Here is a 12,743-nt window from a genome sequence, read left to right on the forward strand (position 1 = left end):
GTTTGCGTTCCACGAGTTTACGTCCTGTGCCCAAGCTGACGAGCGGTTTCCTTCGCCAGTTCCTGCTGCCGGTAGCGGCCGCGGTCACTCTGATCGCGGGTATCGTGGTGGTGCCACTCAGCTGGTCCACCCACGAGATCGACCAGATTGCCGAGGCGCGGCAGCGGCAGATATTCACCGCCGTCCTCGATCAGAACATCACCGGGATCAGCAAGGATCAGGAGGCGTCGACCGTGTGGGACGATGCCGTGGTGGCCGTGCGCAGGCCGCATCCCGATCTCGTCTGGTTCGACAATAATCTCGGCGTCTGGTTCAACCGCTATTACGGCCATGACGACGTTATCGTCCTCAACCCGGACAATGAACCCATCTATGTGATGCGCGAAGGCAAGCGCGCCGCCCTCGCCGATTTCGAGGCCTTGCGGGCCCGCGCGCTGCCGCTGATCGCAAAGGTCCGCGCCGGCGCGCGCCGTGGCCTCCGATCCGCTTCCGGCCCGATCGCGCCGCCGGCGGGAGCCAGCGACATCACCATCGTCGATGGGCGTCCATCAATCATCAGCGTGAAGCCCATCGTCACCGAAACCGGCCGCTATCCGCAGGTGGCAGGCCGCGAATTTCTCCATATCAGCGTCCGTCATCTCGACGGCGGTTTCCTGCGCGAACTGGCCGGACAATATGGTTTCAGCGGCGCGCGCTTCGCCTGGACGCTGGATGGCGCCGATGGCCTGTCCAACGCGCCGCTGCGCACCCGGCGGGGCGAGACGATCGGCTATGTGCTGTGGGAGCCTTTCTCGCCCGGCACGCGGGTGATGGCGCGGCTGACGCCCGGGCTGACCGCCGCGCTGGCCTTCATCGGCATCATCGTCGCGCTGCTGCTGGTGCGCATCCGCCGCACGCTGGTGGCGCTGCGCGCGAGCGAGGCCCATGCCCAGCATCTCGCCTTCCACGACACGCTGACCGGCCTCGCCAACCGTGCCTTGTTCCAGGATCGCCTCGATCATGCGCTGGCGGCGGTGCGGCGCGGCGGCCCGGCGGTCGCGCTCTTCTATCTCGATCTCGACCGTTTCAAGGCGGTCAACGACACGCTGGGCCATGCCGCAGGCGACCAACTCATCCGCCAGGTGGCCGGGCGGCTCAAGGCGGCGACGCGCGAAAGCGACACGGTGGTGCGGCTGGGCGGCGATGAATTCGCCATCATCCTGTCCGGCGGTGTCTCCGAGGCTTTGGCCGAGATGCTGTGTCTGCGGCTGGTGGAGACGATCGGCGAGCCTTTCGATCTCGATGGCACCCGCGTCAATGTCGGGGTCAGCATCGGCGTAGCGATCGCCCCTGCCCATGCGGTCGACCGCATCGAGCTGAGCCGCAAGGCGGATATCGCGCTCTATGAGGCGAAGGCGCTCGGCCGCGGCCGCCATGTGCTGTTCACCAATGCGATGGACGCGACGCTCCAGCGCCGGCGCGAGATCGAGAATGATCTGCGCGTCGCAATTGCGGCGGGCGACCAGTTCGACCTTTACTATCAGCCCGTCCACGATGCCCGCACGCGGGCGGCCACGGGGGTCGAGGCGCTGATCCGCTGGCGACATCCGGTCTATGGGCTGATGTCGCCCGCCACCTTCATCCCGATCGCCGAAGACAGCGGCATGATCGAGTTGATCGGCGATTGGGTGCTGCGCGAAGCCTGCAGCGCCGCGCGCAACTGGTCGCTCGATACGCTCTGCATCAATGTCTCGGCCGTGCAGTTGCGCAACCCCGATCTCGCCAAGCGGGTGCTCGCCACGATCGCGGCGAGCGGCATGGACCCGCGCCGGATCGAGCTGGAGATCACCGAGACCAGCTTCGTCGAGAATGCCGCCGCCTGCGAACGCAATATCGCCTTGCTGCGCGCGCAGGGCGTGCGTATCGCGCTCGATGATTTCGGCACCGGCTATTCCTCCTTCAACCATCTGCGCGACTTCGCGGTCGATCGCATCAAGGTCGATCGGTCCTTCGTCGCCGGTATCGACCGGCGCGAGGGCGGCAGCGCGATCATCCGCGCGATCGTCGGCCTGGCCGCGGCGCGCGGCATCGCGGTCACGGCCGAGGGCGTGGAAACCGAAGCTCAGGCGGAATGGCTGACCGCGGTGGGCTGCGGATCGCTTCAGGGCTATCTGCTGTCGCTGCCCGCGCCGCGCCCGACGATCGACCGGCAGTTCGGTCTCAAGCTGCTCGGCGTCCTCGCCGAATAGCGTTCAGGCGCCCGTCGGCGGCTCCCACAATTCGATCGCATTGCCTTCGGGATCGTGGATTCGCGCGAAGCGGCCGATCTCCGGGGTGGCATCCCATTCGGCCTTGGTGATGACCGCCACGCCTTCGGCGCGCAATGTCTCCAGCAGGCCATCCATGTCGGATACGCGCAGATTGATCATCCACTGCTTGTCCGCGGGAAAATAATCGCTGTCGGCCTTGAAGGGCTGGAATACCACCGGTCCACCCATCGTCTGCCACACCCATTCGTTCGGCTCGCCGGCCCCCTCCGCCACGCAGCCATGGCCGACGCCGAGATGCGTCTGATACCAGGTCAGCAGCGCCTCCGGCTCCCGCGCGCGGAAAAAAATGCCACCAATTCCGAGCACGCCCATTTTTGGAAACCTCCTCGCGCTATATTCGTATTCCGTAACGTCAATCGGAAAAGGGGGCGGTTTTCCATCCATGTATCACGAAGCAGTTGTTGCAGAAACGTCGCAAGTACGGCGGTTTTCGAGGTTAAAAGCGCCGTTTCCACTGGAATCGCTTTCCCTGACCGTTTACGTAAACGGAAATCAGAAAAAATTCGAAAAACTAAAAAGTGGGAGAGACTGATGAAAAAGGCGCTCTGGCTGCTGTCATCCGGGCTGTTCGCCCTTTCCACCCCCGTTGTCGCGCAGGACACGGCTGCTGCCGAAGTCGCCGACGCGGCTGCCCCTGATCAGGGCGACATCATCGTCACGGCCACGCGCCGCAGCGAGGCGCTGTCGGACGTACCCTTGTCGGTTTCGGCGGTGACCGCCGATACGCTGCAGAATTCGGGCGCGACCGATATTCGCCAGCTCAACCAGGTTTCGCCCTCACTGCTCGTTTCCTCCACCTCGTCGGAAGCCGGCGCGGGTGTCGCCCGTATCCGCGGCGTCGGCACGGTCGGTGACAATCCCGGCCTTGAAAGCTCGGTCGCGACCTTCATCGACGGCGTCTATCGCAACCGTTCGGGCGTCGGCCTCACGGAACTGGGCGCGATCGACCGGATCGAGGTGCTGCGCGGGCCGCAGGGCACATTGTTCGGCCGCAACGCATCGGCCGGCCTGATCCACGTCATCACCGCCAAGCCCAAGTTCGAGCATGAGGGCACGGCCGAATTCACCTACGGCAATTATGATTATATCCGCGGCGCGCTCGGCCTGACCGGGCCGATCACCGAATCGCTCGCCTTCCGCCTGGACGGCATCTACACGAAGCGCGACGGCTTCCTGAAGGATGTCATCTCGGGCCGCGATCTCAACAATCGCGATCGCTGGCTGGCCCGCGGCCAGTTGCTCTACGAACCCACCGACGAACTCTCCATCCGCGTCATCGGCGACTATTCGGATCGTAACGAGGAATGCTGCGGCGCGCCCTATCTGCCCACGCAGAACGTGACGCGCGCCCCCGATGGCACGCTGGTCTTCGGCCCCTCGTCGATCGCCGGAATCCAGCGCGCGCTGGGTGCGGTGATCAACGAGGACACCTATGAGCGCGATGTTTCGATCACGCCGGGGCGCTCCTATCGCGGCGACGTGAAGGATTGGGGCCTGTCGGGCGAGATCAATTATGATTTCGGCGGTGCGCAGCTCACCTCGATCACGTCCTATCGCGACTGGAAGTGGAAGCGCGGCCAGGATGCCGACTTCAACAATCTCGACATCCTCTATCGCGACGATGATGGCAGCGCGAACCAGCGTTTCCAGACCTTCACGCAGGAATTGCGCGTGCAGGGCGAGGCGTTCGACGGCAAGCTCGACTGGCTGGTCGGCGGCTATTACGCCAATGAAAAGCTGACCTATAACGACAATCTGAAGACGGGCGCGGACTATCAGAATTTCGCCAACTGTCTGCTCGCCGCCAATCTCGGCTCGCAGCTCGGCGTGCCGTCGCTGCTGTCGATCCCGGGCACCAACTGCTTCAACCGCGCGGTCGGCGGCGCGATCGCCAGCAATCCGGCGCTGCCGGCGGCGACCCGCCAGGTCATCGCGCTGTTGAGCGGCAATGCGCCGGGCGTTCCGGTCGGCGGCTATAATGCGGTGGCGGCGGCGCTCGGCATGCCGGGCTTCAGCTTCAACGGCGTCGGCGTCGACGATCATTACAAGCAGACGAGCCGCAACTTCGCCGTCTTCACGCACAATGTGTTCGACATCACCGACCAACTGAGCGTCACGCTCGGCGGCCGCTACACCAACGAGAAGAAGTCGCTCGACGCCAGCCTGTCGGACAACAACACGCTCTGCCGCGCGATCAGCGCCTCGCCGCTCGCCGCGCTCCAACAGCTTGCCTGCCTCGTCCCCGGCATCGCCGGCGGCGCCTTCGTCGAGGATAATGAGAAGCGGAGCGAGGACGAGTTCACCTACACCGCCGTCCTCAGCTACAAGCCGATCGAGGAACTGCTGCTCTATGCAAGCTATTCCAAGGGCTACAAGGCGGGCGGCTTCAACCTCGATCGCAACAGTCTGAACCGTAATGGCCGCGTCGTGCTAGATGGTCGGACGCTGATCAACGGCACCGGTGCGATCGGTGTCGGCAATGGCGGGCCGACCGATCTCAGCCAGTTGGAATTCGAGCCGGAAGGCGTGCATTCGACCGAAATCGGCGCCAAGTTCAACGGCAGGGGCTTCGATCTGAACGTCTCCGCCTTCTATTCGGTGTTCGACAATTTCCAGCTCAACACCTTCAACGGCATCAACTTCGTCGTTGAGAATGTGAACGGCTGCAGCGACGATCTTGGCACTGCGCCGACCGACAGCGACAGCACCAACGGCGCCTGCACCGGCAAGGTGAAGGGCGGCGTCGTCAGCAAGGGCGTCGAGGTCGAGGCCTATGCAACGCTGACGCCCAACCTGCGCGTCATCCAGGGCTTCACTTATTCCGACACCAAATATCGCAAGAATCTGGTGGGTGTGGATGGTCGTCCGCTCAGCGCGGCCTTCTTCCAGCTACCCGGTTCGCGCATCTCCAACTCGGCGCTCTACACGCTCACCGGTTCGGCGACCTGGACGCCGGATCTGGGCTGGAACGGCGTCCAGGCCCTCCTCTATGCCGATTATCGCTATCAGAGCGAGCTCAACACCGGCTCCGACCTCGATCTCGAAAAGCGGCAGAGCGGGGTGATGGTGGTCAATGCCCGCGTCGGCCTGATCGGCGACGAAGGCAAATGGGGCATCGAGTTCTGGGGCCAGAACATCTTCAACAAGAATTACAAGCAGGTCGCGTTCGACGCGCCGGGCCAGGGCAGCGGCACCACTGCGCAGACCGCGGCCTTCGGCACGCCGACCACCCAACTGTTCAACGCCTTCCTGGCCGAACCGCGCACCTATGGCGTGACGGTGCGGACGAAGTTCTGATCTGACTTCATCGGACAAGGCAAAGGCCCGCTGCCACCACGGCAGCGGGCCTTTTCTTTTGTCCGCTCAGCTCCGAGTTTGGGGTAGGGCGGGTCCGGTCGCGGGCGGGTGCCGGAGCAGAGCGACACCGTGGACGATGCCTGCGACGCGCTCATCGTGGCCCCGTCATGGTCTCGAAGATCCAGCAATATGCTGCCGCCGGCGACCGCCGTTGCCGTAAGCAAAGCGAGCCCGCCGATCAGCCGTAGCCGGTGCGCCATCCACGCACCGGCCAGGCCGATCGCCGCGATCGCGCAGCACAGCATCGCCGGTCAGGCCGCGACGCTGGCCTTGGCGTCCGCGCCGCAGCAGGCATGGGCGGTGGCCACGTCCTCATATTCGTCGTGCCGCTTCATCCAGTCCATGCCACTTTCCTCGTTGCGGCCCTTGGGCGCGCGATCGAGGATCATATAGGTGCCGAGCAGTTCCTCGAGCCCGCGGTCATAGGTCGAGTAAGTGTGGAATATCTGGCCTTGCTCGTCCTTGTAGAAGGCGCTGAGGCCCGGCGCTTCGCCGGTGTCGCGCGCCGGCCGGTAATTGTGGGTGGCGGTGCCGGCCGCGATATCCTCGGCGCGGAAGGACACGTCGAAATCATAGTTGAAGTCGCATCCGGCCGATGACGCCCAGGGGAAATTCCAGCCCATCCGCTGTTTGTAGCGCTCGATCAGGTCCAGCGGCCCGCGCGAAACGGCGATCAAAGTGACGTCATGGTGGTTGAGGTGCGGCAGCGTCCCGCCCAGATGATCGCCGATGAAGGAGCAGCCGGGGCATCCGGCCTCCCATTCGGGCGGCAGCATGAAATGATAGACGATCAGCTGGCTGCGGCCGTCGAACAGGTCGGCCAGTGATTTGCGGCCAGTGGGCGTGTCGAACTGATAATCCTTGTCGATCCGCACCCAGGGCAGGGCCATGCGCGCCGCGGTCAGCCGGTCGCGCTCTTTGGTATATTCCTTCTCGCGCTCCAGCAGCGCCTTGCGCTCGTCCAGCCACTCCTCACGCGACACGACACGGTTCGTCTGCATCGATACTCTCCTGATCGGCACGGCCCCTCAACCGCGCGTCCTTTAACGAGTCCCGCTTGACAATTTACGTTGATATCAACATATATCATTCATGTCAAAGCCGCTTGGCCAGCGCCCGGACGTGCCCTTTGCGACCACGCTGATGGTCCGCGATGCGTGCCTCTGCCTCCACGTCCAGCGCGCCGCCCGCGCGCTCGCCCGTCGCTTCGACGATGCGCTGCGCCCCGTCGGCCTCACCAGCGGCCAATTTTCGCTGATGATGTCCCTGAACCGGCCGATCCCGCCGTCGATCAAGTCGGTCGCAGACTTCCTCGCCATGGACCGCACCACGCTTACAGCGGCGCTGAAACCGCTCGAACGCCGCGGCCTCGTCAATGTCACGACCGACCCCGCCGACCGCCGCAGCCGCCTCCTCACCCTCACCGTTGAAGGCCGCGCCGTCCTGGCGTCCGCGGTGCCGATCTGGGAAAGCACCCATGGCGCGATCGAGGATCAGGTCGGCGACGCCGACGGCTTACGCGAAAAGCTCCTCATCATCGCGTGATTTGCTTGCGGCCTAAGGGCTTGCCGTCCTCGTCTGCGCCCGATAGCCAAGCCTCATCTCCCCTGCCGATGAGGCCTCATGAACCGCAGCATCCTGATCGCCTATCTTCTCCTCACCTGCGCTGCGCCAGCCGCTTATGCCGCGGCATCGCCCGTCCTGCAGGGAACCACGCTGTCGGATGGCCTGCTGCCGGTCCATGTCGATCGCGATGCGGGCCGCATCCTGCTCTCGCTGCCGCCTGCCGGTGCGGACGGGACGATGGGGCGCTTCCTCTATGCAACCGCGCTGCGCACCGGTCTCGGCTCGGCGCCCATTGGGCTCGATCGCGCGATGAACGGGCCGACGCAGATCCTGCGCTTCCGCCGGCTCGGCAAGAAGGTGGCGATCGAGTTCGAGAATCCCCGCTTCCGCGCCACCGACGCGCCCGCTGCGGAGCAGGCCGCCGCGCGTGACAGCTTCGCTTACTCGACCGTCTGGATCGGCGAGATCGCCGGCACGGAGGCGAACGGCCGCGTCCTGCTCGACGTATCGGGCTTCCTCACCCGCGACGTGATCGGCATCGCCGATGCGCTGAAGCGCGGTGGTGCCTCCGGCTTCAAGCTGGTCGACGCCTTGAGCGCAGCCGATCCCGCCACCGTGAAGGTCTTCCCCGACAATATCGAGCTCGAAGCGCGGCAGACCTATGCGTCCGACACGCCGGGCGACGAGGTCGCGAACATCGCTCCCGATCCGCGCCAGATCAGCCTGGTCGTCCGCCACTCGCTGATCCGCCTACCCGATGTCGGCTATCGCCCCCGCCGCTTCGATCCGCGCGCCGGCGGTTTCGCCAGCCAGGCGCTCGACTTCGCTGTGCCGCTCGGCCAGCCGATCGTCTATGATCTCGCCAACCGTTTCCGGCTGGAAAAGGTCGATCCCGCCGCCCAGCGCTCGCGCGTCAAGAAACCGATCATTTTCTATATCGACCGCTCCGCACCTGAGCCGATCCGCACCGCGCTCGCCGATGGCGTCGCCTGGTGGGCGAAGGCGTTCGAGGCCGCCGGCTATGAAGATGCCTTCCGCGCCGAGATATTGCCCGAAGGCGCCGATCCGCTCGACGTCCGCTACAATGTCGTCAACTGGGTCAACCGGGCGACGCGCGGCTGGTCCTATGGCCAGGTGATCGCCGATCCGCGCACCGGCGAGATCGTCAAGGGATCGGTGCTGCTGGGCTCGCTTCGGGTGCGGCAGGATATGCTGATTTTCGAAGGATTGGTCGGCGCGGGCCAGGTGGGGCAGGGTGGCCCCAATGATCCGGCGCAGGCCGCGCTCGCGCGTCTGCGCCAACTCGCCGCGCACGAGGTCGGCCACGCGCTCGGCCTCGTCCATAATTTCGCGGCCAGCACGCAGGATCGTGCCTCGGTGATGGATTATCCCGCGCCCCGCATCGGCCTGAAGGACGGCGCGCCGGACCTGTCGGACGCTTATGGCGTCGGCATCGGCAAATGGGACGCCTTCGCGGTCGACTGGCTCTATGGCGAGCCGGCTCCCGGCGAGAATGCCGATGCAGCCGCCCGCGCCAAGGCGGCGGCGATGCAGGCGGCGGGCCTGCGCTTCACCAGCGACAATGATGCCCGCGCCGCCAACACCGCCCAGCCCTGGGGGAGTCTCTGGGACGATGGTGCCGATCCCGTGGCGGAGCTCCACCGCATGATCGACGTTCGCCGCGCCGCGGTCGATCGCTTCGGCCTTGGTGCGCTCCACGCGAACGAGCCGGTCAGCAATCTCCGCCGCAAGTTCGTGCCGGTGTGGCTGCTCCACCGCTATCAGGTGGAGGCCGCCGCCAAGCTGATCGGCGGCATGGATTTCGCTTATGCGGTCGCGGGCGACGGGCATGAGACCGCGCGCGCCGTTCCCGCCGACGCCCAGCGCAAGGCGCTCGATGCGCTGCTGGCGACGCTGTCACCGCAGGCGCTCACCGTGCCGCCCGCGCTCGTGCCTTTGTTGTCGGCCGGCAAGGAGGGCAATGACGACCGCCAGTTCGATATCGAGGTGTTCGCCAATGCCGGCGGCCCGGTGTTCGATCCGCTGGTTGCCGCCGACGTCGCGGCGACGGTGACGCTCGATACGCTGCTCGCACCCGAACGGCTGACCCGCGTCGCCCGGCAGGACGGCTTCGGCGTCGCCGAGCTGCTCGACCGCCTCACCGCCGCCACGATCGCGACGCGCGATAGCGAGCTCGGCCGCCGCATCGCCTGGCGCACGATCGTCTCGCTCGCCGACGTCGCCCGCGACGCCCGCACCGATCCGGGCGTCGCCGCGCTCGTCGACGATCGCCTGGCCGGGCTGGCGAAGCAGTTCGCCAAAGCCTCCGGCACTACCGCCGACGCCGCCTGGAGCCGCAGCATCGCAAGGCTCCTCCAGGATCGCGAAGCGCTCGACCAGCTCGTCGCGTCGCGCAAGCGCGAGGCGCGGGTGCCCCCGGGCATGCCGATCGGCGGCGAGAGCGACTGGATGGCGCTGCCCTGAGCTTCGTCAATTCCTGCTTGGAGCCACGCCGACCTTTGTTAGTGTGGCGCCGTCGAATCGCGTTCATGGGAGTATTGCGTGGCTGAAGCCGAGAAGAATGCCAGTGCGGGGCGCATATCGCGCATTCCTTCCAAGCCCAGGGCCAAAATAGTTTCAGACGAGTTGCAGAAGATCTCGGCGCTGCTGGTCGATGCCTGCCCGTCCGAAGCGATCGTCAGCTTCTCCTACGAAGGCGAATTGCGCGTCCATATCGACGTCCGCAATCTGGAGCATGTGACGCTGGTCGAAGCGATCCTGCCGACGCTCGGCGCCGGCCTGTTCAACGACATCCGGCGCGGATCATCGCCCGAACACCCCTTCTTCCACCGCGTGACCGCCGACGTGGACCGGTAGTATCGATTCTGGCCCGCCCGATTGAAAATCACCGCGGGCCGCCTACATCCCTCCTATCGTTCAACAACGGAAAGGAGGTGGTCTGATGTCTCATTGTCATATGCCGCACATGGCGGCTCGCTTGGGCAAGACCTCCGCCGCGGGGGTCCGGCTCGCCTGAGCTGCCGCGTCAAGGCAGGACAATGGAAGGGCCGCCCGTCGAGGCGGCCCTTCGCGTTTTGGGACCTTGTCTGATCCAGTGGGGGGCGAAGGTTCTTCCGGCCGGCCGCAAGCTTATCCGCCGCCGATCCCTTCCACCAATTTGCCGGTGCCGTCGCAACGCGGGCAGGGTTCGCCTGCGACCTTGCCGGTGCCGCGGCACTGCGGGCAGATCCCTTCTTCATCCTGTTCGGCTTGCGGATCGACATCGGTCATCGGGCGTCTCCTTTGTCGGACTGAAAACGCGTGTGGCTTGCCGATGCTCCGCCGGGCAAGAATCGCGCGAGCAGGGCGGAACATTCGGAAGGCCGGCACGCTTGATCGATCGTGTCGATCGCCTCCCAACCCGCCGCCATCCAGCCAAATAGCTGCGAAGTCTCGCCAGGGTCGGACACCCTGTTGACCGACACGCTGGATGTGCTCTCTTCCGGCTGTGCGGGCGAGACGATCTCGATCGGCGATCTGACCTCCACCCTCGGCCCCAAATGCTTCGCAGGTTTGCTTTTCCTGCTCGCCGCGCCGAACATGTTCCCGACCCCGCCCTTTGTGGATATCGTGCTCGGCGTCCCGCTGATGATCCTTTCCGCGCAACTGATCTTCGGTGTGCGCCGACCCTGGCTGCCCGACTGGATACTCCGCCGCGAGGTCTCGACAGAGAAGTTCGCTCTCGTCGCGACGAAGGTCAGCGCGGTCACGCGTAAGGTGGAAATTGTGCTGAAACGCCGGCTGGACGTGCTGACGGGCACCATCGGGCGCCGGCTGATCGGGCTGATCTGCCTCGCGCTCGCGATCATATTGGTGCTGCCCCTGCCGCTCAACAATGTCTTGCCGGGCGCCGCGATCTCGCTGTTCGCGCTCGGCCTGCTCAGCCGCGATGGCGTGCCCGTGCTGGGCGGCATCGCCACGACGATCGCCAGCGCCGCGCTTGCGGTGGGGTTCGGTTATGGGGTGTTCGAGGTGGGAGAGTGGGTGAGCCAGTTGATCGAATAAGTATCACGGCCGTGGGCTTCACCCTTCGGGCATCACCCGCCGCATGAAGGCATCGAACAGGGGCACAGTGAAGGCGGTGTCGCCATGGGCAGGGCTATAGAGCATGCCCTTCGCGATCAGGCTGTTGCGGGTCGGTGCCACGCTCGAAACCTTGACCCCCAGCGCCTCGGCCACGTCGCCCGATCGGTGCGGCCCCGGTCCCAGGCTCGCCATGGCGCGCAGATAGCGCTTCTCCGCCGGCGTCAGCCGATCGAAGCGCACACGGAAAAAGCTGGCGTCCAGCTCTGCCAGTGCGCTCACCGTAGCGAGCGCGACATCTCCGGCGGTGATCGGCGAGGCTTCGGCCACATCCCAGCTATGCTTGCCCCATTCCTGCAGGAAATAGGGATAGCCTTCAGTCTGCGCGATGATCGCGGCAAGCGCCTTCTCCTCGATCGCCTCCTCCTCGCGCGTGATCGGCAGGCGGATCGCGTCGCGGGCGGCACTATCATCGAGCGGCCCGACTGCCACGAATTCGAACAGGCGCTCCGCATAGGATTTGGCGCGGCCCATCTGGCCCAGCAACTGCGGCAGCCCGGCGCCCAGCATGGTGATCGGCAACTGCTTCTGGCTGGCGCGATGGAGCGCGCTGATCAGCGCGGCGAGCTGCTCTTCGGGCACATATTGCAGTTCGTCGATCACCAGTACGACCGCGCTCAACCGTTCCTTCGCGGCCTCGCCCATGGCGACGATCAGGTCCGCCAGATCGGCTTCAAGGTCACCGCTGTCGGCCAGGCCGGGTTCCGGTTCGAAATCGATCGCGACTTCGAGATCATCATATTTGACCTTGAGCTTGGCGAAGCCGGCCAGCGCCCGCAGTGCGCGCTTCACGCCGGCGGACGCCTGCTTCATCCGGTCGAGCCGCAACAGCGCGGCGCGCAGCGCGGGGACAAGGATGCCGGGCAGCGACCGGTTCTCCGGCGCCTCGATCGCGACGATGGTCATACCTTCGGCTTCGGCTGCGTCGCGCATCGACGAAAGCAGCACCGTCTTGCCGACGCCGCGCAAACCATAAAGAATCGAGGGCCGCGCCGCGCGCCCCATGCGAATGCGATCGAGCGCGATGGCATTGCGTTCCAGCAGCGCACCGCGACCTGCCAGCTCGGGCGGCGGTGTCCCGGCGCCGGGGGCGAAAGGGTTGCGACGGGGATCCATAGCGATGTTATGCAAGTTTATCGATTTTCTGTAAACTCGGTAAACTTGCTATAATCGGCGTGTGCGCGTCGCCACGGCCGTTACGGGCTGGAACCAAGGCGTGGGCGCCCTGCTCAAAATAGCTTTCTCTGGGTGAAGTTAGTGGTCGGGGAGAGAGGATTCGAACCTCCGGCCCCTGCCTCCCGAAGGCAAGCGCTTGTAGATATTTAGCCGGTTTCGCGCGTAGCTGACGCGTGAAACAGCGTGAACAAA

The 12,743-nt window shown here is 65.4% G+C and carries 10 protein-coding genes; 6 read left to right on the top strand and 4 right to left on the bottom strand.

Annotated elements, in window-relative coordinates; translation table 11 throughout:
- Positions 1-26 precede the first annotated feature (26 nt).
- Complete coding sequence (locus tag ACFB49_RS21225; protein ID WP_380873555.1) at positions 27-2,228, top strand: putative bifunctional diguanylate cyclase/phosphodiesterase; 2,202 nt, start codon at positions 27-29, stop codon at positions 2,226-2,228.
- Between the two features lie 3 nt (positions 2,229-2,231).
- Here ACFB49_RS21225 and ACFB49_RS21230 read toward each other — a convergent pair whose 3' ends face one another.
- Complete coding sequence (locus ACFB49_RS21230; protein WP_380873556.1) at positions 2,232-2,621, bottom strand: VOC family protein; 390 nt, start codon at positions 2,619-2,621, stop codon at positions 2,232-2,234.
- A 219-nt stretch (positions 2,622-2,840) separates the two neighbouring features.
- Between ACFB49_RS21230 and ACFB49_RS21235 the strand changes: the two genes are divergently transcribed.
- Positions 2,841-5,606 carry a TonB-dependent receptor gene (locus tag ACFB49_RS21235; protein ID WP_380873557.1) on the top strand — a complete coding sequence of 922 codons (2,766 nt, stop codon included), beginning with the start codon at positions 2,841-2,843 and terminating at the stop codon, positions 5,604-5,606.
- A 311-nt stretch (positions 5,607-5,917) separates the two neighbouring features.
- Here the strand turns inward: ACFB49_RS21235 and ACFB49_RS21240 are convergent, their stop codons facing one another.
- Positions 5,918-6,667: a DUF899 domain-containing protein gene (locus tag ACFB49_RS21240; RefSeq protein WP_380873558.1), complete on the bottom strand. Its 750-nt coding sequence runs from the start codon at positions 6,665-6,667 to the stop codon at positions 5,918-5,920.
- Between the two features lie 91 nt (positions 6,668-6,758).
- On the opposite strand from ACFB49_RS21240, the gene ACFB49_RS21245 reads away from it, so the two are divergent.
- The 3 genes from ACFB49_RS21245 to ACFB49_RS21255 all read left to right on the top strand — a co-directional run bounded on the left by ACFB49_RS21245 (position 6,759) and on the right by ACFB49_RS21255 (position 10,109).
- On the top strand, positions 6,759-7,211 hold the full coding sequence (locus tag ACFB49_RS21245; RefSeq protein ID WP_380873559.1) for a MarR family winged helix-turn-helix transcriptional regulator: 453 nt from the start codon (positions 6,759-6,761) through the stop codon (positions 7,209-7,211).
- A 78-nt stretch (positions 7,212-7,289) separates the two neighbouring features.
- Entirely contained in the window at positions 7,290-9,716 is a 2,427-nt protein-coding gene (locus ACFB49_RS21250) for a zinc-dependent metalloprotease (protein ID WP_380873561.1), read from the top strand.
- Between the two features lie 78 nt (positions 9,717-9,794).
- Positions 9,795-10,109 carry a hypothetical protein gene (locus ACFB49_RS21255; RefSeq protein WP_380873562.1) on the top strand — a complete coding sequence of 105 codons (315 nt, stop codon included), beginning with the start codon at positions 9,795-9,797 and terminating at the stop codon, positions 10,107-10,109.
- A 273-nt stretch (positions 10,110-10,382) separates the two neighbouring features.
- Here ACFB49_RS21255 and ACFB49_RS21260 read toward each other — a convergent pair whose 3' ends face one another.
- Complete coding sequence (locus ACFB49_RS21260) at positions 10,383-10,523, bottom strand: hypothetical protein (protein WP_380873564.1); 141 nt, start codon at positions 10,521-10,523, stop codon at positions 10,383-10,385.
- Positions 10,524-10,706: 183 nt separating this feature from the next.
- Between ACFB49_RS21260 and ACFB49_RS21265 the strand changes: the two genes are divergently transcribed.
- Positions 10,707-11,297: an exopolysaccharide biosynthesis protein gene (locus ACFB49_RS21265; RefSeq protein WP_380873565.1), complete on the top strand. Its 591-nt coding sequence runs from the start codon at positions 10,707-10,709 to the stop codon at positions 11,295-11,297.
- Positions 11,298-11,315: 18 nt separating this feature from the next.
- Here the strand turns inward: ACFB49_RS21265 and ACFB49_RS21270 are convergent, their stop codons facing one another.
- Positions 11,316-12,491 carry an AAA family ATPase gene (locus ACFB49_RS21270; RefSeq protein WP_380873567.1) on the bottom strand — a complete coding sequence of 392 codons (1,176 nt, stop codon included), beginning with the start codon at positions 12,489-12,491 and terminating at the stop codon, positions 11,316-11,318.
- Positions 12,492-12,743 lie beyond the last annotated feature (252 nt).

The sequence above is a fragment of the Sphingomonas sp. DBB INV C78 genome (genome assembly GCF_042693015.1).
Taxonomy (GTDB): Bacteria; Pseudomonadota; Alphaproteobacteria; order Sphingomonadales; family Sphingomonadaceae; genus Sphingomonas_E.